The following is a 21,958-nucleotide window of genomic DNA, read 5'->3' on the forward strand; positions in this document are numbered from 1 at the left end:
TCGCGGGCGGTCAGAACGGCAGGCCGGAGGTGCCGGGGGGCACGACGAGCAGGCCGAGCAGCCGCCCGCCCGCGTCCCACGCCACGCGCCCCTGCCACTCGCCCGCCTCGCACACGAGGGTCGTGGCGCCGACGACCGTGCCCAGCAGGTCGCCCTCCGGCGCGGTCTCGCCACCCGGCAGCTCCACGACCGTGCCCTCACACCGGACCAGGTGTCCGGTGTCGGCGACGGCGCGGGACCAGACGCCGAGCACCGCCTCGCGGGTCAGCACCCGGGCGACGTCGTCGGGCATCAGCGCGCGCAGGTCGTCGTAGCGACCTGCGTCGACCAGCGAGAACACCCGGTCGGTGGCCGCGGCGACCCCGGAACGGCCGGAGCGGGGCAGGCTCTCGCCCGTGAGCGGGTCGCGCGGGCTGCCGAAGCGCTTGAAGACCGCCTGCCGCGAGGTCCCCAGGACGGAGCCGACGGCCGCCCAGCTCTGCCCCGAGGCCCGCGCCTCGCGGACCGCGTCCGCCAGCGCCCGCTCCGCCAGGTGGAGCGCGGTGGCCGCCGAACGCACCCGGTCGAGCGGTCCCTCCCGGCTAGGCACCGTCCCCGGCCGACGTCTTCCGGGCGCCGATGGCGGCGGGAGTCAGCACGCCGGCGAAGACGAACCCGACCGACCAGAACGCCGCGTTGCCGTCGCCGACCAGGTACATCACGTAGCCCAGCGCCAGGGCGAAGGCGGCCGAGACGGCGTACTGGCGCAGCTCCACGCGCCCCGCCCCCTCGTCGGCCGGACGGCCGAAGGAGCCGAAGAAGCCGAAGAAGCCGAAGAAGCCGAAGAAGAGCATCATCCAGAGGGCCAGCGCGAGGACCGCGCCCACCAGGAAGTGCCAGCCGCCGCCGGAGACACCGCCGACGACGAGCGTGACGGCGAGCGCGACGGCGACGTGTCCGAGGAGGGTGCGCATGCCCCCACCGTGCCCACGAGGGCGCCGTCTGTCAACCCTTGGTTGACGTTGGAGCCGGTTGGTCGCGGAGGTACTCCCCCGGCGTCATCCCGGTGACCGTGCGGAAGTCGTGGGTGAAGTGCGCCTGGTCGGTGTAGCCCAGCTCGGCCGCCATGTCGGCGAGCGCCCCGGCGCCGGTCTTGAGCGCCAGCACGGCGTCGTGCAGCCTCCGGCGCTGCACCAGCCACTTGGGGGAGAGTCCGAGCCGCTGCTCGGCGAGCCGCTGCAGGCTGCGCTCGGAGAGGCCGGCCTCACGGGCGATGTCGCCCACCCGCGTGACCTCCGGGTGCTCGCGCAGCCAGGCCACCAGCCGGTTGACCAGCAGGCCCTGCTCGTCGACCGGCAGGTGGGTGGCGAGCCAGTCCTCGGTGGCCGCGATCGCGGCCGCGTGCGACCTCGGGTCACCGGGGGCCTCGCTCATGGCCGCACGCACCCGGTCGACCAGACCGCGGTGGTCGGGCGGCAGCACCTCCGACAGCTCGATCCACCGGTCGCTCACCTCGGCCACCGACCGCCCCAGCACGAGCCGGCCGGCGGCCGGGCTGAGCATCGTGCCGACCGCCCAGCCGTCGCCCTCCAGCGTCACGCTCGACCGCCCGCGGGCGACGCCGTAGAAGCGGGCGTAGGTGTTGCTGACCACCACCAGGCAGACCGGGTGCTGGAGCGTGCTCTGGGTCGAGGGCTCCGACAGCGACCAGACGGGGATCCAGTAGCGGTCGACGAGGTCGGCCAGGTGCTCGCTCGGGGCATAGCGGTGGATCGGCGGCGAGGGGCGGCTCGCGCTCGTCAGGTGGGCGCGGTCGACGGGGTCGACCCGGCGCGGGCCGGCGGCACCCCTCCGGTCGGTCATGTGTCGGATTATCACAATCGCCGCCGACACCGGCACACCGAGAGTGGGCGCATGACGCACACGACCACCTCCACCACCGACCACCACCTCTCCCTCTTCCAGCAGCGCGCCGACCGGTTCACGCAGGTCCTCGACGCGGTCGCGGCGTCGGGCGGCGACTGGGACGTGCCCTCCCCGTGCGCGGGCTGGAGCGCCCGCGACGTCGTGCGGCACGTGCTCGAGACCCAGAACGACTTCCTCCAGCGCCAGGGCCTCGGAGCCGGCCCGGAGCCCGACCTCGATGATCCCGTCGCCGCCTGGCGGCGCCAGCATGCGCACCTCACCTCGGTGCTCGACGCCGACGGCGTGGCGGCCCGCGAGTACGACGGCTACTTCGGGCCCACGACCATCGCGGCCACGATCGCCGACTTCTACGGCTGGGACCTCGTGGTGCACGGCTCCGACGTCGCCCGCGCCACCGGCCAGGAGTGGACCGTCAGCGACGAGGAGGCCGCCGCGCTGCACGCCACGGCCGACGGCTGGGGCGACTCGCTGCACATGGACGGCATCTGCGCCCCGGCGGTCGAGGTGGGACCCGACGCCTCGGTCACCGACCGACTGCTCGCGCGCCTCGGGCGCGACCCCGGGTGGCGGCCGCCGTCAGTCGAACGCGTCAGCTGACCTGCTCGAGGGTCACGACCGCGACGGTGCAGCGACCGGCGACCTCCCCGGGGCCGAGCACCAGCGTGCCCGTCGCGAGCGCGTCGCGGCTGCCCGAGACGACGTACGCCGCCTGGTCGTCGGCCAGCGGCAGCGTCGAGGTGCGGCCGAGCTCGAGCACCGTGACGTACGCGGTCACCCCAGGACCGGTGATGACGTTGAGCACCCGCACCGGTCCCTCCGGCACCGTCGCGACGACCTCCGCGTCACCGGCGAAGGCGAACGGGCGGCGCGGCTCGACCACGTGGGGCGCGCCGTCCACCTCCAGACCGAGCACCGGGCCGTCGACCACGGTCAGCAGCCGCGCCTTCCCGGGGAAGGCGGAGAACGGGCCGCCGCGGTCCACGTCGGCGAGGCTGATCCGCCACGAGTCCGCGGCGCGCGCGAGCTCACGGGTGACGCCGCCCCCGTTGGGCCACGGCTCCGCCCGGACCTCGTCGCTGCGGACGACGCGTGCCACGCCTACTTCTTGCCCGGCTTCTCCGCCGGCTGCGTCGTGGACAACGCGGCGACGAACGCCTCGGGCGGCACCTCGACGGAACCGATGTTCTTCATCCGCTTCTTGCCGGCCTTCTGCTTCTCCAGCAGCTTGCGCTTGCGGCTGATGTCGCCGCCGTAGCACTTGGCGAGCACGTCCTTGCGGATCGCGCGGATGGTCTCACGGGCGATGACCCGGGCGCCGATGGCCGCCTGGATCGGCACCTCGAACTGCTGGCGCGGGATGAGCTCCTTGAGCTTGCCGGCCATCATCACGCCGTAGGAGTAGGCGGCGTCGCGGTGCACGATCGCGCTGAACGCGTCGACGGGCTCGCCCTGGAGCAGGATGTCGACCTTGACCAGGTCGGCGGCCTGCTCGCCGGAGCGCTCGTAGTCGAGGGACGCGTAGCCCTTGGTGCGCGACTTGAGCTGGTCGAAGAAGTCGAAGACGATCTCGCCCATCGGCAGGGTGTAGCGCATCTCGACGCGGTCCTCGGAGAGGTAGTCCATCCCCTGCAGGTTGCCGCGCTTGAGCTGGCACAGCTCCATGATCGTGCCGATGTAGTCGGAGGGCGCGAGGATGGTCGCCTTCACGACCGGCTCCCGCACCTCGGCGACCTTGCCGTCGGGGTACTCGCTCGGGTTGGTCACCTCGACCTCGGTGCCGTCGTCCAGGACGACCTCGTAGACGACGTTGGGGGCCGTCGAGATGAGGTCGAGGTCGAACTCGCGCTCGAGCCGGTCGCGGGTGATCTCCATGTGGAGCAGGCCGAGGAACCCGCAGCGGAAGCCGAAGCCCAGCGCGCCCGAGGTCTCCGGCTCGTAGGTCAGCGCCGCGTCGTTGAGCTGGAGCTTCTCCAGGGCGTCGCGCAGCGTCGGGTAGTCGTCGCCGTCGATCGGGTAGAGACCGGCGTAGACCATCGGGTTGGGGTGCTTGTAGCCGCCGAGCGACTCGGTGGCCCCGTGGTGCTGGGAGGTGACGGTGTCACCGACGCGCGACTGGCGCACGTCCTTCACGCCGGTGATCAGGTAGCCGACCTCGCCGACGCCGATCTCGCGGGCCTTGACGGGCTCGGGGCTGATCACGCCGACCTCGAGCATCTCGTGCACGGCGTTGGTCGACATCATCTTGATCCGGTCGCGGTGGCTGAGCTTGCCGTCGACGACCCGGACGTAGGTCACCACGCCGCGGTAGGTGTCGTAGACGGAGTCGAAGATCAGCGCGCGGGCCGGGGCGTCCGCGTCGCCCACCGGTGCCGGGGTCTGCGTCACGATCTCGTTGAGGAGCGCCTCGACGCCGACGCCGGTCTTGGCACTGGTGAGCAGCACCTCCTCGGGCTCGCAGCCGACCAGGCCGGCCAGCTCGGCGGCGTACTTCTCGACGTTGGCGCTCGGCAGGTCGATCTTGTTGAGCACCGGGATGATGTGGAGGTCGGCGCCCATCGCGAGGTAGAGGTTGGCCAGGGTCTGCGCCTCGATGCCCTGCGCGGCGTCGACGAGAAGGACGGCCGCCTCGCAGGCCTCGAGGCTGCGGGAGACCTCGTAGGTGAAGTCGACGTGCCCCGGGGTGTCGATCATGTTGAGGACGTACGTGCCGGGCTCGGCGCCCTCGGCGTTGCCGGCCGGCACCGTCCACGGCATCCGCACGGCCTGCGACTTGATGGTGATGCCGCGCTCGCGCTCGATGTCCATCCGGTCGAGGTACTGCGCGCGCGAGGCCCGCTCGTCGACGACCCCGGTCAGCTGCAGCATCCGGTCGGCCAGCGTCGACTTGCCGTGGTCGATGTGCGCGATGATGCAGAAGTTGCGGATGATCGACGGGTCGGTCGAGCCAGGCTGCGGCGCGTTGGTGAGGCTCACGGACTGCTTTCGGGGGTACGACGGCTGGGTCGGGTCATTCTTCCACGCGCGCCGTGGCCCGCCGAACCGACGACGCGGCCGCGGGCACCCGGTCGGGCACCGGGCTAGGGCCCCGTCGTCGCCACCCAGTAGCGCCGCTTGACTCCGCGCACGTCCTCCAGCACGCCTCCCGCGGCCTCGATGACCCCGATCGAGCCGAGGTTGTCGGTGTCGCAGGTGACCAGCGCCGGGTCGATGCCGAGCCCGCGCGCCCACGGCAGCGCGTGCATCAGCATGGCCGTCGCGTGCCCCTGGCGCCGCCGGGTGGGACGCACGTCGTAGCCGATGTGCCCGCCCACCTCCAGCAGGAAGTCGTTGAGCCGGTGCCGCACGGCGATCCGGCCGAGGTACTCCTCCCCGTCGACCCACCACAGCGTCGTGCACGGCACGTGCGCCCGCGGACGCGGCGTCTCCTCCAGCGCGTCGGCGCGCACCGCCTCGACGAAGGCCGCGAACACGCCGGGGTCGGTCCAGCCCGGAGCGTGGCGCGCGATCCACGCCGCCGTCTGGCTGTCCTCGGCGCCCTCGGCGACGAACTCGTCCATCGCCTCGAGGAAGGACTCACGGACGCGGGTGGTCGGCAGCACGAGCTCGGGCATGAGGCCAGTCTGGTCCGGACGCCGCCGGCCCTCCACCCGATATCCCGTCGTCGCGCGGACAGGGGGTGGTGGAGGATGCCGCCATGGCCCGCTCCTCCTCGATCGCCCCCTACCCCGCGCCGCACGGCAGGACCGCGCGTCGCCTCGAGTGGGCGTTCCTCCCACCCGGTCTGCGGGCCTGGATCCAGCGCAAGTGCGGCTCGCCGGTCGTGTCGGCGATCTCGCAGACCAGCGGGTTCACGCCCGGGTTCGCGTCCGTGCTGGTGTGCGAGGACGGCTCGCGCCACTTCGTGAAGGCGGCGTCGGTGAAGGCCCAGCGGACGTTCGCCGACTCCTACCGCGAGGAGGCCCGCAAGCTCGCCGCGCTGCCCGCGGAGGTACCGGCCCCGAGGCTGCTGTGGCACCTCGACGACGACTGGGTCGTGCTCGGCATCGAGTACGTCGCGGGCCGGGCGCCCCAGCGGCCGTGGCGGGCCGACGAGCTCGACGCCGTGCTCGACGCGCTCGAGCAGGTGGCCGACGCGCTGACCCCGCCGCCCGCGGGGCTCGACCTCGACCCGGCCGAGGCCGACTTCGCGCCGCTGCTCGAGGGATGGCCCACGCTGCGCGCACGGCGTACGGACCTCGGGTCGGAGCGGCTGGAGGAGGCCGAGGCGCTCGCGCGCCGCTACGCCGGGGTGGTCGGCGGCGACACCGTGGTCCACACCGACATCCGCTCCGACAACGTCCTCGTCGACGCCGACGGCCGCGCGCTGGTCTGCGACTGGAACTGGCCGGTGCGCGGGGCGGCGTGGTTCGACTCCCTCGCCGCCCTCATCGGCCCGCGCGGCGAGGGCATCGACGTCGAGTCGGTCATCGCCCGGCGCCCCCTGCTGGCCGAGGTCGACCCCGAGACGATCGACATCGCCCTGGCGCTCTACGTCGGCTACTTCTTCACCCAGTGCGAGCTGCCGGTGCCACCGACGTCGCCACACCTCCGCGACCACCAGCGCTGGCAGGGCGAGGTGTGCTGGGACTGGCTCGGCGAGCGCCGGGGCTGGTGGTGACCGCTCCGCGCGCCGTCGGCGTCCGCCTGGCCTACGACGCCGTCCCCGCCGCGGTCCGCGCCTGGGTCGAGGACACCCTCGGCTCCCCCGTCGTGTCGACCGCCGAGCAGGTCGGCGGCATGTCGCCGGGCTGCGCGACCCGGCTGACCTGCGCCGACGGCACCCGCGCGTTCGTCAAGGCCGTCGGCGCGGAGCGCAACCCCGACACCCCCGGACTGTTCCGCCGCGAGGCCGGAGTGCTCGCCCACCTCGGCGAGCACGAGCTCTGGGCGCGGCTCCTGGCGTCGTACGACGACGGCGCGTGGGTGGCGCTGCTGATCGAGGACGTCGAGGGGCGCCACCCCGACTTCGGCGATCCTGCCGAGCTCGAGGCGGTCCTCACCGGGGTCGACCGGCTGGGTGAGGTGCTGCGGCGGCGCGACGTGCCGGACTCGGTCGACCTCGTCGACGTCGGTCGCGCGCTCGGCACGTGGGCCGACACCCTCGCCTCCCTCGCCGACGCCCCGGCCGCTGCTCCCGTGCCGGACTGGCTGCGCGACGACCCGTACGGCTGGGCCGACGTGCTCCGCCACCACGCCGCCGCCCCGATGCCGCACGTCGTCCACTGGGACATCCGCGTCGACAACCTGCTGCGCCGCCCGAGCGGCGACGTCGTCTTCGTCGACTGGGGCACGGCGGCCCGCGGCCCCGCCTGGGCCGACCCTCTCCTCGCCCGGCTCGAGCGCGTCGACGAGGCGTGGTTCGACGCCTCCGTCCTCGCCTCGCCCGCCCTGTGCGCGATCGGCGACGACACCGTCACGGCGGTACTCGCCGGGTTCGGCGCGCACCTCGCCGTCCGCTCGGTCGTCGCGGTGGACGTCAACCTGCCGACGCTCAACGATTTCCGGATCCGCGAGTCGGGGCGGATGCTGGGGGCCGTCGCGCGCCGCACGCGCCGGTGAGCACCGGCCAGGGGCGGCGGGCGATTTGGGCGCCCGCGGAGGGTGACGGTAGAGTTCACCTCTGCGTGTCCGGCGCCCGACCCTGTCCAGGGTTGCCAGGCAGCCGACAGCACCAGACTTCTCATCCTGACCAGTTCGAGCATTCGAGGATCCACACGTGGCGAACATCAAGTCCCAGATCAAGCGCAACAAGCAGAACGAGAAGGCGCGCCAGCGCAACCAGGCCGTCAAGTCGCGCCTGAAGACCGCCGTGCGCAAGTTCCGCGAGCTGTCCGAGGCCGGTGACAAGGACGCCGCCGTCGCTGCAGGTCGTGACGCCATGAAGGCCCTCGACAAGGCCGCCTCGAAGGGCGTCATCCACGCCAACCAGGCTGCCAACCGCAAGTCCTCGATCGCCAAGAAGGCCGCGACGCTCTGACGTCTCGCCTTCCCCGTCGACACCCGCCCTCGTGGCGGGTGTCGTGCATTTCGGGGGACGTGCCGGACGCGGCTCAGCGCCCGTCGCGCAGGCCCGCCACGGTGAGCACCAGCCGCTCGAGCGTGTAGGACGCGTCGTGGGCCCGCCCCTTGATGTCGGCGTCGGCCAGGGCGACCGCGCGCACCGCGGCCGCGATGCCCTCGTCGCTCCACGATCGCGACTGGTCGCGCACCGTGCGCACCTTCCACGGCGGCACGCCGAGGTCGCGGGCCAGGTCGCCGTCGCGGGCGCCACGGGGGGCGCCGAGATAGCGCGCCAGGCTGCGCGCGGACGCCGCCATCGCGGAGGTGACCAGCACCGGCGACGTGCCGGAGTCGAGCGCCCAGCGCAGCTCCTCCAGAGCGGCCGCCCGCCGGCCCGCGAACGCCGCGTCGGCGACGGTGAACGACTTGGCCTCGGCGCGGCCGCCGAAGTAGCGCTGGACCTTGTCGACGGTGAGCTGCTCGCCGTGGAAGTCGTTGGTGAGCTGGTCGGCGGCGGCGGCCAGCGAGCGCAGATCGGTGCCGACGGCCTGCACGAGGAAGGCCGCCGCGTCGGCGTCGATGCGGGCGCCGTGGGAGGCGACCTCGGAGGTCACGAAGCCCGGCATGTCGCTGGCCCTGACCTCCTCCGACTTCACCTCGGTGACGCGCGGCAGCTTGCGCAGCTTGGTCAGCACGCCGCTGCCCTTCGGCCCGCCGGAGTGCACGAGCACGAGCGCCACGTCGTCGGCCGGAGCGGCGCAGTAGGCCAGCAGGCCGTCGACCGACTCGTCGGGCAGGTCCTCCAGGCCGCGCACGACGACGCACCGGATCGAGGAGAACAGCGACGGCGCCGACATCTCGCCCAGCGACGCGAGCGTGAGGTCGGCCGCCGGTGACTCGGCCATCTCCGCCTCGGGGTCGTGGGCCCGGACGGCGTCGCGGACCGAGACGACGGTGCGTGCGGAGAGGTATTCCTCCTTGCCCGTCACCAGGACGACGTGGCCGAGGACCTGCGCGGCGGAGGGGGTGCGAGCCATGGTGGCCCCACCCTATCCGCGGGCGACGACACCGGGCGTCCCGTCCTCGACCACCACGACCACGTCGCCGGCCAGGTCCGTGCGGCGTACGTCGGCGCCGGCCGCCGCGAGCGCCTGCAGCAGGTCGGGGGCGGGGTGCCCGTAGTCGTTGTCCTCCCCCACCGACACCAGCGCCAGGCGGGCGCCCAGCGACGTCAGCCAGCCGACGTCCTGGTGCCGGCTGCCGTGATGCGGCACCTTGAGCACGTCGACCTGCACGCCTGCGAGGTCACGGGCGAGCGCGGCCTGGGCCGACGGCTCGAGGTCGCCGGTGAGCAGGATCCGGACGCCGGCCACCTCGGCGAGCAGCACGACGCTGGCGTTGTTGGCCGCGCTCTCCCCCACGTCGCCCGCGGCGACGCCGGGGCGGGGCCACACGGCCTGCAGCGTGACCTGTCCGACCCGGCGGGTGAGGCCGTACGCCGCCGGCACGGCCGGGCGCCCGGTCACCTCCTCGACCGACCTCGCACCGGTCTCGGGTTCGCGCAGGGCCGTGCCCTCGACTGCGTCGATGCGGCGCCCGTCGGCCACCCCGGCGACTCCGCCCACGTGGTCGGCGTGGAAGTGGGTCAGCACGAGCAGCGGCACCGACTCGACGTCGAGGCGGTCGAGGCAGGCGTCCGTCGCCGCCGGCTCGGGTCCCGCGTCGACGACGACCGCGCTGCGCTCACCGGCCCGCAGCACCAGGGCGTCACCCTGGCCGACGTCGCACATGGCGAGCACCCAGCCCCCCGGCGGCCAGCCGGGTGAGGGAGGGCGCACGAGCATGATCACGACGAGCAGGCCGGTGCAGGCGAGGGTCGTGCCCGCCCGGCCGAGCACCCGCGGGGCGAGGGGCACCGCCAGCACGCACAGGAGCGTGAGCATGCCCAGCGACACCGGGCCGGTGCTCCAGTCGACCGCCGCCGTCGGCACGCCCGCGCCCCACCGGGCGACCGCGATGATCCACGCCGCCGACCACGCCGCCGGGGCGGCGACCACCGCGCCGAGCGGACCCCACGCCAGCCCGAGGAGTCCCCCGGCGAGCCCGAGCACCGTCGCAGGGGCGACCGCCGGCGCCGCCAGCAGGTTGGCGCCCACGGCCACGAGGCTGACCTGGCCCGAGAGGGCCGCCACGACGGGCGTGCAGGCGACCTGCGCGGCCAGGGGCACCGACACCGCCTCCGCCACCCACCGGGGCGTCCAGCGCATCAGCGCGTCGCGCCACACCGGCGCCAGCAGCAGGATGCCGGCGGTCGCCAGCGCGGACAGCGCGAACCCGGGCGTGACCGCCAGGCGGGGCCACACCAGCAGCAGCGCCAGCACGGCCACGCCCAGTCCCCGCACGCCCCGCGAGAGGCCGTTGCGGCCCATCCCGACCAGCGCGACCGTGCCCATCGCGGCGGCGCGCACGACGCTGGGCTCGGCGCGCGCGGTCAGCACGAAGCCGGCGATGCCGAGCACGCCGAGGGCGTAGAGCCAGGGTCCACGCACCCCGACCCACCGCCCGAGCACCAGCAGCGAGCCGACGACGAGCGTGAGGTTGGTGCCGCTCACCGCGAGCAGGTGGGTGAGCCCGGTGGTGCGGAAGTCGTCGGCCAGGCCGGGGTCCAGGCCCCCGTCGTCCCCGACCACGAGCGCCGGCACCAGCTCGCGGGCGTCGGCGTCGCGCCCGGAGACCGCGTCGCGCACCGACCGCCGTACGGCTGCCGCGGCGTCCCACCACGGACCGGGCCGGTCGAGCACCCTCGGCTCGCCCGTCGGCCGCACCAGTGCGGCCACGTCGTCGTCCGCGGCGACCAGCCGCGCCGTCGTCTCGAGCGTGGTGCCGAGCGGCAGCCGGGGCCAGTCGGCGTCGGCCATCACCACGACCGGCGCGTCCAGGGTCCACGCCGTCCCTCGGCCCTCCACGCGGGTGGCGTCGGCCCGCACCAGCTGCAGGTCGCCGTACGTCCCGCTCACCACGCGCGCGTCGGAGGTCAGCTCCAGTCGCACCGAGACGACCGCGCCGTCGGCGGCCAGCGCCGTCAGCGGCGAGGTGGCGACCAGGGCATGGTGCAGCGCGGCGACGCCCGCGACCGCGACCAGCGCCGCCAGCGGTCCGAGCCACGCCGGCGACCACCACCGGCGCAGCACGCCGGCGACGAGCACGCCGGCCACCAGCACGACCGCGCCCAGGGCGGGTCGGGCCGGCAGGACCAGCACGAGGAGCGCCCCCGCCCAGGCACCCACGCCGAGCGCGACCGCGCGCAGGTCGGGCACGGAGCGCCGCTCAGAGGGTGACGAGAGGGGCGAGGTCGGCGAGCGTCGCCTCGCCGATGCCGTCGACCTCGAGCAGCTCCTCGACCGAGGTGAAGGCGCCGTTGGCCTCGCGCCAGGCCAGGATGGCGCCGGCGGTCACCGGGCCGACGCCGGGCAGCGTGTCGAGCACCGCCTCGTCGGCGGTGTTGAGGTTGACCAGCGACGTCCCGGCCGGGACCTGCGAGTCGATCGTGCCGGCCACCCCGACCGCCGCGGCGACCCCGACCAGGATCTGCTCTCCGTCGACCACCGGTCGGGCCAGGTTGAGGGCGGTGAGGTCGACACCTCGCCTCGCCCCACCGGCCGCCTCCAGGGCGTCGACGACGCGCGAGCCGGCGGGCAGGACGGCGATGCCCGGGCGCCGCACCTTGCCGGCGACGTCGACGACCAGGTCGGCGCCGTCCTCCCCCGCGGTGCTCGCCCCGGCGGCGCCGGTCGACGCGACCGGCGCCAGGGGGGCGGCCTCTCCGGAGGGACCGCCCGAGGGGGCCTCGCCGGTGGCGGCCGGCGCGAGCGGCACCACCCGCGCCTGGTCGCGCACCACCCACCAGGCCGCGAGGCCCACGGCGAGGGCCGCGACCACGGCCACCACGGCGAGGTGCACCGGTCCGAGCCGGAGCGCTCCGACCCGCAGCCGCCGCGAGGCGTGGCGGCCCGGGAGAGGTGGGACGAGTGGTGCGGGCGTCCCTGCCCGGTCGGTGGGGTCGTGGCCCGCGGAGGCCCGGTCGGTGGCCGGGTCCGGGCGCCCGCGCACGCGGGTGTGGCCCTCGACGGGACCGGACGGCTCGTGGCGCACGGCGGCGAGCTCGGCGCTGAGCGTCGCCAGTCGCCGCGACACCGCCTCGGCGTGCTCGGAGGACGACGGGGATCGGCGCATGCCTCCACGCTAGGAACGCCGAGGCGCGGCCGACAGGTGGTGCCGGCAATCTGTGGAGAGCCCGGGGCCCGACCCGAGCAGGGACAGGAGCAGGACGGGCCGGGGAGCTCAGTCGACGGGTCGCGGTGCGACGCACACGGCCACCATGCCGGGCCCGACGTGCGCCCCGAGCACCGCGCCGAGCTCGCCGCACATCACCTCGCGGCCCTCGAGCCCGTCGGCCAACCGCTCGCGCAGCACCTCGGCGAGCTCCTCGGCGCGAGCGGCGCTGGCCAGGTGCGACACGCAGACGTCGACGGGCCGGTCGCCGGCGGACTCGATCGCCAGCTCGGCGAGCCGGGCCAGGGCGCGGGAGGCCGTCCGGACGCGCTCGCGCGGTGCCACGCGACCCTCGGCGATCTCCAGCAGGGGCTTCACCGACAGCGCACTGCCGACGATCGCCGCCGCGGCACCGATGCGCCCGCCGCGCCTCAGGTGCTCCAGCGTGTCGACGTAGAACAGCGAGGAGGCCGCGTGGCCGCGGGCGAGCGCCGCCCGGGCCGCCCGCTCCGCGGTGCCGCCGGAGTCGAGGACGTCAGCGGCGGTGAGCGCGGCGTAGCCCGTGGCGATGCCGACCTGGCCGGAGTCGACGACGTGCACCGGCAGGTCGACCTCGAGCGCCGCCAGCTGCGCGGACTCGAAGGTGCCGCTCATCTCGCGCGAGAGGTGGACCGAGACGACCTCGTCGGCCCCCTCGGCCGCGAGCGAGCGGTAGAGCTCGGCGAGCAGCGCCGGCGCCGGGCGCGAGGTGCTCACCGGCACGAAGTCGCGCAGCGCCTGCGCCACCACGTCGGGGGTGGCGCCGTCGGGGCCCTCGTCGAGCACCTGCGCCCCGATCACCACCTGGAGCGGGACGACCCTGATGCCGCGTGCCTGCGCCAGCTCGGCGGGCAGGCTCGCGGTCGAGTCGGTCACCACCACCACACGGGACATGGGCGAGACCCTAGCCTCCCGGGGCCCCCGGGCGAGCCACGCTCCTCCCCCGTCCGCGTCGCTGGGCGGGCGCGCCCGGACGCCGTACCGTGGGGGCACGCGCCGCTCTCGAGGGGGACCATGTCTGAGGCAGGAATCCGAGTGCTCGTGATCGAGGACGACCGTGACGCCGCCCACTTCATGCGGGCCAGCCTGAGCAGGCTCGGCGGCATGGAGGTCGACCTCGCGGGCACGGCCGACGAGGCGGTCGCGGCGATGCGACGCCAGCGCTACGACGTGCTCGTGACCGACATCCGGCTCCCGGGCCGCTCCGGGCTCCAGGCGCTGCCGGAGTTCCGGGCGATCGACGCGACCGTGGCGGTCCTCGTGCTCACTGCCTACCCGACGTTCGACCACGCCGTGGGGGCGCTGCGCGAGGACGTGGACGACTTCCTCGTCAAGCCGGTCGGCGCCGAGGAGCTGGTCAGCCGCGTCGAGGAGCTCGCCGACCTGGCCCGCCGTCGTCGCGCGCCGTCCCGGCTGCGGGTGCTCGCCGTCGGTGCGCACCCCGACGACGTCGAGCTCGGGGTCGGGGCGACGCTGGCGGCCCACGCGGCGGCCGGCGACGAGATCACCACCCTCGTGCTGTCCGGGGGCGCGGTCGGCGGCAGCACGGACGTGCGCCACGGGGAGGCCCTGCAGGCGGCCGCGCTGGTGGGCGCCCGCCTCATCCACCTCGACTTCGCCGACACCCACATGTCGCCGGCCGACGGCCTGATCACGGCGGTCGAGCGGGCCGTCGCCGAGGTCGCCCCCGACCGCATCTACACCCACGGCATCCACGACCGCCACCAGGACCACCGCGCCGTGCACGAGGCCGTCGAGATCGGCGCCCGTTCGGTCGACGACCTCTGGTGCTTCCAGAGCCCGTCGTCGACCGTCGACTTCCGGCCCAACCGGTTCGTCACAGTCGACGGCTTCGTCGACACCAAGCTCGAGATGCTCGCCGCCTTCGCGTCCCAGGCGCACCGCGACTACATGCAGCCCGACGCCGTGCGGGCGAGCGCGCGCTACTGGGCGCGTTTCACCACGGCCCGGGAGGTCGAGCCGCTCGAGACCGTCCGGGTGACCCAGACGGTGCGCGTCGCGACCAGCGTGCAGGCGCCGCAGGCCGTCGACCACACGGCGGCCGACACCGCGCACGGCGGCAGCGGCTGATGGTGCGCACCTCGGTCGGCGCCCGGGCGCGCGAGCTGTCCAACCGGATGATGATCGCCTGGCCGACCCCGGACGCCTCGGGCTGGCGCCACCTCCCGTTCACGGTGCTGGTGCTGGTGGTCGCCTACATCCTCTACGAGATCCCGCTGCACAGCCGACCCCCGCTGCTCGTCGCCGGAGTGACCGTCGCGCTGGCGGTCGAGGCAGCCGCGAGCCTGGGCAGACCGGCCCGGTGGTCCCCCGACTGGCGCCTGGCGCTGCCGCTCGGCCAGATGCTGGCGGTCGGCCTGCTCGACCTCGGGAGCGGCGATCCGATGGGGTCGGTCATCATGCTGCTGTTCGTGCCCGGGGTGAGCCTGGCGCTCGCGCCCGGGGGCCGCCCGCTGCTGCTCGGACTGCTCGGCGTGGCGGTGGTGTCCCTCGTCCCGGTGATCTTCACGACCGGCCGTCTCTACCCGGGACTGCACAGCGCGATCAACGCCGTGCTCATCGGCGCGCTCATGCTCCATGTCCACGCGATCATGGAGACCACGCGGCACCAGGAGCGCCAGCTCCTCGCGGCCTACGACCTGATGCGCAGCATCATGCTCGCCGCCACCGAGCAGGCGATCATGGCCACCGACGAGACGGGCCGTCTGCTCACGGCGAGCAGCGGCGCCGAGCGGCTCTTCGAGGTCCCGAGGGACCAGCTGATCGGCACGGACCTGACCGAGCTGGTCGACGGCCCCTCGCTGGGCGAGCTGGTCGGGGCGGCTGCCGACGGCGGCTCGCACGTGTCCCTGTGGCGCCGCTCCGTCGGCGCCTCACCGCGCATGGTCGAGTACGTCGTGACGTCCCGCCCGTCCATCGGGCCCGCGGACGAGCCCGACCCGATGCGCGGCTACCTCGTCGTCGCCACCGACGTCACCGACCGTGAGGAGGAGCTGCGGCGCCAGGAGCAGCTCATCGGCCTGGTCAGCCACGAGCTGCGCACCCCGTTGGTGTCGATCCTCGGCTACGTCGACCTGCTCCGGCTGGATCCCGGGGGGCTCACCGACGAGCAGCGCGAGTACGTCGACGTGCTGACGCGCAACGCCCGCCGCCTGCGGTCCCTCGTCGACGAGCTGCTGCTGAGCGCCCGCGTCGTCGCCGGCGACCCGATGTCGCCCGAGGAGGTCGACGCCGTGCAGGTCGCGCGCGCCGCGATCGCGAGCGTGCGGCCGATGGCCGAGGCCGCGGACGTGAGGGTGGCCCTCTCCGGCGACGAGGTCGTGCCGCTCGTCTCCGACCCACAACGGCTCGGGCAGGTCGTCGACAACCTGCTCACCAACGCGATCAAGTACAGCCACGCCGGGGGCGAGGTCCGCGTCGAGGTCGTGGCCGAGCCCTCGCCCGGGGGGCAGCGGGGGGTGCGGATCCGGGTCGCCGACGACGGCACCGGCATCACCGCCGACGAGCTGCGCCGGATCACCGAGCCGTTCTACCGCACGCGCGACACCCGGCGACGCCACATCGCCGGGGTCGGCCTCGGCCTCACGCTCGTCCAGGCACTGGTCTCCGACCACCGGGGCACGCTCGTCATCGACAGCGAGCCCGGGCGTGGCACCGAGGTGACCGTCCGGCTGCCCGACGTGCCCCTCGCCGCAGACCCCGAGGCCGCCCCTCCCCGCTAGCTACCGTCGGGGTTCCACACCGAGGCGAGGGCCTCCCAGTACGACTCCGAGAGCAGCGACAGGGGCGTGACGTTGACAGAGGTGATGCCGTGGGTCTCCGCCGCGCGCAGGGCGGCGACGAAGGGCGCGACGTCGATCGGCCCGACCGGCGGTCCGGGCGGACGCTCCCACAGCCCCACCGACACCGTGAGCCGCGACGTGTCGAGCCCCTCCGCCTCCAGGCGCCCCAGCACGCGCTCGACGTCCTCCGGTCTCCGGGTGCGATAGAGGTAGGCCCACAGGACCAGGCGCTCGACCTCGCCGAGCAGGACGTCGTACTCGTGCCCGCTGGCCAGGTCGCCGCGGGCCGGGTACTTCCAGTTGATCCGTACGTCCATCGCGAGGTCGACGCGTGCCCCCTCGCCGCCCCGGGCCGCGTCCATCCGCTCCCGCATCCGCGCGAGCAGGTCGGCGATCACCTCCGCCCGCCAGGCCTTGATGCTGGACGCGTCCTCCTCGATCGACCCGTCGCTGGTGCGGGGCCAGTCGGGCAGGCCGGTCATCCGCCGGAAGAGCCGCAGGTCGTCGTCGCCGAACGTGAAGTCGCTGAGGAACAGCTCGGTGATCGAGATCTGGCTCGGGTCGTAGCGCTCGCACAGCGTGCCGACGAGGTCCACCAGACGCCTGCCCACCTCGCCGTCGACGAGCTCGCTCGCCGAGGCCTGGTAGACCGCCCGCCGGCCGTCGGCGGCGACCCCGGCAGCCTCCGGGTGGTCGGCCAGCCAGTTCGGGGCCATCGCGTCGACGATGAGACCGACCTGGCGGTTCGAGCCGTCCGCCGCCCGGTGCAGCGCCCGGGCCGCGCGGGTGAGGTGGTCGGTGCCCGGCTCCGCGGCCGCGTCGGGGTGCGCCTCCCAGTCGAAGGCGGTGAACTCGATGCGGCCCGCGTTCAGCTCGACCGCGTTGGCCCCCGCCTCGTCGAGGCGGGCATTGACCGCCGCCCAGTCGGTGTCCCGGTCGACGACGCTCGCGAAGTCGATGCTCACCGACCTGGTCCGGTCGGGGAGCTGCGCGGGGCGCATCGTCGGCGGCGTCTCAGCCGTGGGCGTGCCCGACTCCCCCGACTGCCACGGCCGGGAGATCGCCAGCGCGGCCACCAGCGAGGTGACCACGATGCCGGCCACGATCAGGAGCCAGGGCCATCGTCGTCGCTCAGGCCACGCACCGACACCGTCCCGGTCCGCTCCAGCTTGTTCCATCGGTTCTCCGCATTCCCGAGCTCGAGCCGGACGGCATCGAGCACGACGAAGGTCATCAGGGTCGAGTAGAGCGGCCACAACGGGACCGTCCAGAGGTGGCGCACGTCTTCGGGGGCCCGGTCGAGCGCGAGGGCGAGCGCCAGCAGCGCCAGCGACGCCGGCACCCCCAGCAGCACCACCCATGACCACCAGGTGCCGGGCAGCCAGCCGGTGCCGTCCACGGAGACCAGCCACACCAGGTCCACCGCCGCCGCGAGCTGGAGGAACGGGGCGATCACCTGCGTGAGGGTGTTGAAGAGCAGGAAGACCCCGAAGGCGCCGTAGCGCGGGTTGCCGACCATCGGCCAGTGCATCTCCGTCGCCTGGAGCAGCCCGCGCGCCCAGCGGACCCGCTGTCGCCACAGGCCGCGGAGGGTGGAGGGCGACTCGGCGTAGACGAGGGCGTCGGGGGCGAACGCCACCTGGAAGCCCGCCTCGTGGACCCGCCAGGTGAGCTCCAGGTCCTCGCCGAGCGTGTCCGTGCGCAGCGGACCCACCCGCTCGAGCACGTCACGGCGGAAGGCGCCGATGTTGCCGGAGACGACCGGCAGGCAGCCGAGCACGTCGAGCGCGCGACGCATGAGGCCGGTGCCGACGTGGCTGATGAGGGAGAGCAGGCGGGTGAGCGTCCGGTCGAGGTTGACGGGCCTGTCGTTGCCGCACACCGCGCCGATCCGCGGGGTGCGGAAGCCCCGGAGCAGGTGGGTCAGCGTGTCGGGGCGGAAGACCCCGTCGGCGTCGACGAGCACGAGGACCTCGCCACGGGAGGCGGCGATGCCGGTGTTGAGGGCGGCGCCCTTGCCGGCGTTGTCCTGGCGCAGCGCCCGCACCAGCCCGGGGTGCGCGGCGGCCAGCTGCTGCATCCGCGCGAAGGTGTCGTCGCTGGAGCCGTCGTCGACGCACACGATCTCCAGGCGCGGGTGGTCGCTGCGGACGATCGAGCGCACGCACTGCTCGATGACGCGCCCCTCCTCGAAGGCAGGCACCACCACGCTGAGGAAGGGCGGCTCGGCGAACATCGGGCCGCAGCCGGCGGGCCCGGGGCGGCTGCACCGGGACCGGACCTCGAAGACCAGTGCGAACGGCACCATCCCCAGGCGCACGACCCCGGCGACCGCGAGGGGCAGGAGCAGCACGAGGGCCAGCGCCGCCATGAACGCGACCACGGATCACCCCGCCCAGTCGGCGAGCACGTCGGCGAGGACCTCCGGGGCCTGTGCGGAGAGCGCGCCGAACCTGCTGTTGATCTCGAGTACCACGGGTGTCCCGTCGCTCGACCGGCGCACGTCCATGTCGATCGGGCCCACCAGGTCCAGCGCCTCGACGGCGCGCACTGCCAGCGCCGCGACGTCGGGCTCGGCACCGTCGGCCACGCGCTCGACCGCCGCGGCGTTGCCCACCCTGCCCTGCTTCAGCTCGGTCTTGCGGAGCACCACGACCCGGCACCGGCCGGTGTGCGGCGACCGGTAGACCTGGGGGCTGTACTCCACGCCCGGCGCGTAGCCCTGGACCAGCCACGTCGCGTCGAGCGAGTCCCACAGCGGGTCGCGGGGGTCCTCTACGACGTGCACGCCCCGGCCGCCGCGGCTCACCCGCGGCTTCACCACGACCGGCCCGCGGCCCCAGGCCACAGCCTCTGCCGCCGTGCCGGCCTCCGCGACCGTGGCGTGCCCGGGCACCGCGACGCCGCGCTCCGCGAGGGCCCACATCGTCAACAGCTTGTCGGCGGCGACCGCCACCGGGCCCGGCGCCGAGAGGACCAACCGGTCGCGCATCCCGGCAACCAGGCCGAGCACGGCGAGCCGCGGCAGCTCCTCGGCCACCGTGGGGACGACGAGGTCGGGGTCCAGCCGCGACACGAGGTCGCGCATGGCCTGGTCGTACGCCGGGTCGAGCGCGCCGACCACGGGCAGCACGGCGTCGTAGCCGGGGACCTCCCTCGGGGCCAGGTCGACCCCCACCAGGCGCGGGGCCGCGCCCGGATCGGCCAGGCACGCCACCTGGGCGCCGAGGGCCCGCCCCGCCGGCCCGGCAGCGCCGGTGACGAGGATGGTCGTGCGCTCCGAGGCGGCGCTCATCCACCGAGTCTAGGCATCCCGCCCGGCTCGGGGCCGCGGCGCGCTCAGACCACGATGTTGACGAGCTTGGGCGCGCGCACGATCACCTTCCGCACGGCCGCCCCCTCGATCGTCCGCTGGACGGCCTCGTCGGCCATCGCGGCGGCCTCGAGGTCGGCCTCGGAGATGTCGGGCGACACCTCCAGGCGTGCCTTGACCTTGCCCTTGACCTGGACGACCGCCGTGACGGTGTCCTCGACCAGCAGTGCCTCGTCGACCTCGGGCCAGCCGACGCGCGCGACGGTGGGCTCGTGGCCCAGCCGCTCCCACATCTCCTCGGCCGTGTAGGGCGCGACCAGCGACAGCAGCACCGCCACCGCCTCGGTCGCCTCGCGCACCGCCGGGTCGGCGGGACCGCATCCGGAGTCGATGGCCTTGCGGGTGGCGTTGACCAGCTCCATCACCCGGGCGACCATCACGTTGAAGCGGTAGGTCTCGACCAGCTCGGCGGCGTCGTGCACGGTGCGCGCGGTCGTACGCCGCAGCGCGAGGTCGCCGGTGGTCACGTCGGCGCCGGGCGCCGAGGTGACGTCGCCCGACAGCCGCCAGGCGCGCTGCAGGAAGCGCAGCGACCCCTCGGGCGACATGTTGGCCCAGTCGATGTCGTCCTCGGGCGGACCGGCGAACACCAGGGTCAGCCGCACCGCGTCGACGCCGAAGGCCGACAGCTGCTCGCCCAGGTTGACGCCGTTGCCCAGCGACTTGCTCATCTTCTTGCCCTGGTTGATCACGAAGCCCTGGTTGAGCTGCGCCGACCACGGCTCGCGGAAGTCGACCATGCCCATGTCGTTGAGGACCTTGGTGAAGAAGCGGCCGTAGAGCAGGTGCAGCACCGCGTGCTCGACGCCGCCGACGTAGAGGTTGCACGGCATCCACGCGTTGACCTTCGCGCTGTCGAACGGCGCCTCGGTCTCGTGCGGGGAGCAGTAGCGGAACATGTACCACGACGAGTCGACGAAGGTGTCCATCGTGTCGGTGTCACGGGTGGCCGGGCCGCCGCAGGTCGGGCAGGTCGTGTTGACCCACTCGGTCGCCCCGCCCAGCGGCGAGGTGCCCTTGGGCTTGAGGTCCGCGCCCTTGAGCATCGGTAGCGTGACCGGCAGCTGGTCCTCGGGCACGGGGACCTCGCCGTCCACGGGGCAGTGGACGATCGGGATCGGCGCGCCCCAGTAGCGCTGGCGGCTCAGCAGCCAGTCGCGCAGGCGGAAGTTGACCGCGCCGGAGCCGCGGCCCTCGGCCTCGAGCCGCTCGATGATCGTGCGGATGCCCGACGCCTTGTCGCCCAGCCCGTCCAGGGGCCCGGAGTTGACGTAGGTGCCGTCGCCGGAGGTCGCCACCCCGGACTCCGCCGGGTCGTCCTGCCCCGGCACGTCGATGACGCGCCGCACCGGCAGGCCCATCGCCCGGGCGAAGTCGAGGTCGCGCTGGTCGTGGGCGGGCACGGCCATGATCGCGCCGGTGCCGTAGTCGGCCAGCACGTAGTCGCTGGCCCAGACCGGGATCTCCTCCCCGGACACCGGGTTGGTGGCGGTGATGCCCAGGTCGACGCCCGTCTTGGGCCGGTCGGTGGCCAGCCGGTCGATGTCGGAGGCCTTGCGGACCTCGACCAGGTAGTCCTGCAGCGCCTGTGCGCGGTCGGGGTGCACGATCTCCGCGGCCAGCGCGGCGTCGGCGGCCACCACCATGAACGTCGCGCCGTACAGCGTGTCGGGACGCGTGGTGTAGACCTCGATGTCGCGCTCACCGTCGGCGGTGTGCAGCGTGAAGGTGACGTGAGCGCCCTCGGACCGGCCGATCCAGTTGCGCTGCGCGGTGACGACGCGGTCGGGCCAGGTGTCCTCCAGCTCGTCCAGGCCGTCGAGCAGCTCCTGGGCGTAGTCGGTGATCTTGAAGTACCACTGGGTCAGCTCCTTCTTGGTCACCTCCGCCCCGCAGCGCTCGCAGACGCCGCCGACGACCTGCTCGTTGGCCAGCACGGTCTGGTCGACGGGGCACCAGTTGACCGGGCTGTTCTTGCGGTAGGCCAGCCCGCGCTCGTAGAACTTCAGGAACAGCCACTGCGTCCAGCGGTAGTAGTCGGGGTCACTGGTGTTGAACGTGCGCGACCAGTCGAACGACGCGGCGTAGGTGCGGCACGACTCGATCGAGCGCGCGATGTTGGCGCGCGTGTAGGTGTCGGGGTGCTCGTCGTTGCGGATCGCGGCGTTCTCCGCCGGCAGGCCGAACGAGTCGAAGCCCATCGGGTTGAGCACCTCGTAGCCGCGCTGCCACCAGTAGCGCGCGACCACGTCGTGCAGCGCGAACACCTCGGCGTGGCCCATGTGGAGGTCGCCACTGGGGTAGGGGAACATCGTCAGCGCGTAGCGCTTCTCACGAGGGCTGTCGTCGTCGGCCCGGAAGGGCTCGAGCTCCTCCCAGACCCGCTGCCACTTCGTCTCGGTGGCCTCGATGTCGTACGTCGCGCGCGCCTCGCTCGCGTCGTGGGCTCCGGTATCGGTCGTCATGGCGTGTCCTCGTGCTGGCTGTCGCTGGGGTCGGGCATGAAAAAACCCCTCGCATGGAGGGG

General features: G+C 74.1%; 20 protein-coding genes. 6 read left to right on the forward strand and 14 right to left on the reverse strand.

All coding sequences use genetic code 11. From position 1 onward, the window contains the following. Positions 1-10: 10 nt before the first annotated feature. The 3 genes from AC4H2S_RS16230 to AC4H2S_RS16240 are packed head-to-tail and all read right to left on the reverse strand — an operon-like array spanning position 11 to position 1,842. On the reverse strand, positions 11-589 hold the full coding sequence (locus tag AC4H2S_RS16230) for a hypothetical protein (protein ID WP_491498014.1): 579 nt from the start codon (positions 587-589) through the stop codon (positions 11-13). After that, entirely contained in the window at positions 582-953 is a 372-nt protein-coding gene (locus AC4H2S_RS16235; RefSeq protein WP_491498015.1) for a hypothetical protein, read from the reverse strand. Before AC4H2S_RS16235 ends, AC4H2S_RS16230 begins: the two co-directional genes overlap by 8 nt. 31 nt (positions 954-984) lie before the next feature. Then, the gene (locus AC4H2S_RS16240; RefSeq protein ID WP_491498016.1) at positions 985-1,842 is read right to left on the reverse strand and encodes a helix-turn-helix domain-containing protein; all 858 of its coding nucleotides are present in this window, start codon (positions 1,840-1,842) and stop codon (positions 985-987) included. A 51-nt stretch (positions 1,843-1,893) separates the two neighbouring features. On the opposite strand from AC4H2S_RS16240, the gene AC4H2S_RS16245 reads away from it, so the two are divergent. Then, positions 1,894-2,502, forward strand: coding sequence for a TIGR03086 family metal-binding protein (locus AC4H2S_RS16245; protein WP_491498017.1), 609 nt, complete (start codon positions 1,894-1,896; stop codon positions 2,500-2,502). Here AC4H2S_RS16245 and AC4H2S_RS16250 read toward each other — a convergent pair. The 3 genes from AC4H2S_RS16250 to AC4H2S_RS16260 form a co-directional block, all read right to left on the reverse strand. Next, a complete protein-coding gene (locus AC4H2S_RS16250; RefSeq protein WP_491498018.1) occupies positions 2,495-3,001 on the reverse strand; it encodes a HutD/Ves family protein in 507 nt (168 codons plus the stop codon). The two genes, AC4H2S_RS16245 and AC4H2S_RS16250, sit on opposite strands and share 8 nt — an antisense overlap. A gap of 2 nt (positions 3,002-3,003) precedes the next feature. Then, positions 3,004-4,878 (reverse strand): translation elongation factor 4, encoded by a 1,875-nt coding sequence (lepA, locus tag AC4H2S_RS16255; protein ID WP_491498019.1) that lies wholly within the window; start codon positions 4,876-4,878, stop codon positions 3,004-3,006. 104 nt (positions 4,879-4,982) lie between these two features. Then, a complete protein-coding gene (locus tag AC4H2S_RS16260) occupies positions 4,983-5,516 on the reverse strand; it encodes a GNAT family N-acetyltransferase (protein WP_491498020.1) in 534 nt (177 codons plus the stop codon). 83 nt (positions 5,517-5,599) lie between these two features. Between AC4H2S_RS16260 and AC4H2S_RS16265 the strand changes: the two genes are divergently transcribed. From AC4H2S_RS16265 to rpsT, 3 genes are all read left to right on the forward strand, one after another. Next, on the forward strand, positions 5,600-6,562 hold the full coding sequence (locus AC4H2S_RS16265; RefSeq protein WP_491498021.1) for a phosphotransferase family protein: 963 nt from the start codon (positions 5,600-5,602) through the stop codon (positions 6,560-6,562). After that, on the forward strand, positions 6,559-7,503 hold the full coding sequence (locus AC4H2S_RS16270; RefSeq protein ID WP_491498022.1) for an aminoglycoside phosphotransferase/kinase family protein: 945 nt from the start codon (positions 6,559-6,561) through the stop codon (positions 7,501-7,503). The genes AC4H2S_RS16265 and AC4H2S_RS16270 overlap by 4 nt, the downstream gene beginning before the upstream one ends. Positions 7,504-7,660: 157 nt before the next feature. Further along, a complete protein-coding gene (gene rpsT / locus AC4H2S_RS16275) occupies positions 7,661-7,921 on the forward strand; it encodes a 30S ribosomal protein S20 (RefSeq protein WP_491498023.1) in 261 nt (86 codons plus the stop codon). A 73-nt stretch (positions 7,922-7,994) separates the two neighbouring features. On the opposite strand, the gene holA is transcribed toward rpsT, so the two are convergent. The 4 genes from holA to AC4H2S_RS16295 all read right to left on the reverse strand — a co-directional run bounded on the left by holA (position 7,995) and on the right by AC4H2S_RS16295 (position 13,149). Beyond that, a complete protein-coding gene (gene holA / locus AC4H2S_RS16280) occupies positions 7,995-8,981 on the reverse strand; it encodes a DNA polymerase III subunit delta (protein ID WP_491498024.1) in 987 nt (328 codons plus the stop codon). A 12-nt stretch (positions 8,982-8,993) separates the two neighbouring features. Continuing rightward, positions 8,994-11,261: a ComEC/Rec2 family competence protein gene (locus AC4H2S_RS16285; RefSeq protein WP_491498025.1), complete on the reverse strand. Its 2,268-nt coding sequence runs from the start codon at positions 11,259-11,261 to the stop codon at positions 8,994-8,996. A gap of 10 nt (positions 11,262-11,271) precedes the next feature. After that, the gene (locus AC4H2S_RS16290) at positions 11,272-12,177 is read right to left on the reverse strand and encodes a ComEA family DNA-binding protein (RefSeq protein ID WP_491498026.1); all 906 of its coding nucleotides are present in this window, start codon (positions 12,175-12,177) and stop codon (positions 11,272-11,274) included. Between the two features lie 108 nt (positions 12,178-12,285). Further along, on the reverse strand, positions 12,286-13,149 hold the full coding sequence (locus AC4H2S_RS16295; RefSeq protein ID WP_491498027.1) for a DegV family protein: 864 nt from the start codon (positions 13,147-13,149) through the stop codon (positions 12,286-12,288). A 120-nt stretch (positions 13,150-13,269) separates the two neighbouring features. Here AC4H2S_RS16295 and AC4H2S_RS16300 point away from each other — a divergent pair, with 120 nt between their 5' ends. Together AC4H2S_RS16300 and AC4H2S_RS16305 are read left to right on the forward strand one after the other, a co-directional pair. Beyond that, a complete protein-coding gene (locus AC4H2S_RS16300) occupies positions 13,270-14,346 on the forward strand; it encodes a PIG-L deacetylase family protein (RefSeq protein WP_491498028.1) in 1,077 nt (358 codons plus the stop codon). After that, positions 14,346-15,998: a sensor histidine kinase gene (locus tag AC4H2S_RS16305; protein WP_491498029.1), complete on the forward strand. Its 1,653-nt coding sequence runs from the start codon at positions 14,346-14,348 to the stop codon at positions 15,996-15,998. Before AC4H2S_RS16300 ends, AC4H2S_RS16305 begins: the two co-directional genes overlap by 1 nt. On the opposite strand, the gene AC4H2S_RS16310 is transcribed toward AC4H2S_RS16305, so the two are convergent. From AC4H2S_RS16310 to leuS, 4 genes are read right to left on the reverse strand one after another with little or no spacing between them, the layout of a single operon-like run. After that, positions 15,995-17,161 (reverse strand): hypothetical protein, encoded by a 1,167-nt coding sequence (locus AC4H2S_RS16310; protein ID WP_491498030.1) that lies wholly within the window; start codon positions 17,159-17,161, stop codon positions 15,995-15,997. The genes AC4H2S_RS16305 and AC4H2S_RS16310 overlap by 4 nt on opposite strands. Before the next feature lie 2 nt (positions 17,162-17,163). After that, positions 17,164-18,441, reverse strand: coding sequence for a glycosyltransferase family 2 protein (locus AC4H2S_RS16315; RefSeq protein WP_491498031.1), 1,278 nt, complete (start codon positions 18,439-18,441; stop codon positions 17,164-17,166). 3 nt (positions 18,442-18,444) lie between these two features. After that, the gene (locus AC4H2S_RS16320; protein ID WP_491498032.1) at positions 18,445-19,353 is read right to left on the reverse strand and encodes an ATP-grasp domain-containing protein; all 909 of its coding nucleotides are present in this window, start codon (positions 19,351-19,353) and stop codon (positions 18,445-18,447) included. Positions 19,354-19,397: 44 nt separating this feature from the next. Next, entirely contained in the window at positions 19,398-21,896 is a 2,499-nt protein-coding gene (leuS, locus tag AC4H2S_RS16325) for a leucine--tRNA ligase (protein WP_491498033.1), read from the reverse strand. Positions 21,897-21,958 lie beyond the last annotated feature (62 nt).

It is taken from the genome of Nocardioides sp. Z13_37, assembly GCF_058355585.1.

Bases quoted from the DNA above. Each gene is read 5' to 3' on its own strand.
- AC4H2S_RS16300 (WP_491498028.1), top strand. From the start codon at position 13,270: ATGTCTGAGGCAGGAATCCGAGTGCTCGTGATCGAGGACGACCGTGAC.
- holA (WP_491498024.1), bottom strand. From the start codon at position 8,981: ATGGCTCGCACCCCCTCCGCCGCGCAGGTCCTCGGCCACGTCGTCCTG.
- AC4H2S_RS16295 (WP_491498027.1), bottom strand. From the start codon at position 13,149: ATGTCCCGTGTGGTGGTGGTGACCGACTCGACCGCGAGCCTGCCCGCC.
- AC4H2S_RS16265 (WP_491498021.1), top strand. From the start codon at position 5,600: ATGGCCCGCTCCTCCTCGATCGCCCCCTACCCCGCGCCGCACGGCAGG.
- AC4H2S_RS16240 (WP_491498016.1), bottom strand. From the start codon at position 1,842: ATGACCGACCGGAGGGGTGCCGCCGGCCCGCGCCGGGTCGACCCCGTC.
- AC4H2S_RS16235 (WP_491498015.1), bottom strand. From the start codon at position 953: ATGCGCACCCTCCTCGGACACGTCGCCGTCGCGCTCGCCGTCACGCTC.
- AC4H2S_RS16305 (WP_491498029.1), top strand. From the start codon at position 14,346: ATGGTGCGCACCTCGGTCGGCGCCCGGGCGCGCGAGCTGTCCAACCGG.
- AC4H2S_RS16245 (WP_491498017.1), top strand. From the start codon at position 1,894: ATGACGCACACGACCACCTCCACCACCGACCACCACCTCTCCCTCTTC.
- AC4H2S_RS16320 (WP_491498032.1), bottom strand. From the start codon at position 19,353: ATGAGCGCCGCCTCGGAGCGCACGACCATCCTCGTCACCGGCGCTGCC.
- AC4H2S_RS16290 (WP_491498026.1), bottom strand. From the start codon at position 12,177: ATGCGCCGATCCCCGTCGTCCTCCGAGCACGCCGAGGCGGTGTCGCGG.
- leuS (WP_491498033.1), bottom strand. From the start codon at position 21,896: ATGACGACCGATACCGGAGCCCACGACGCGAGCGAGGCGCGCGCGACG.
- AC4H2S_RS16260 (WP_491498020.1), bottom strand. From the start codon at position 5,516: ATGCCCGAGCTCGTGCTGCCGACCACCCGCGTCCGTGAGTCCTTCCTC.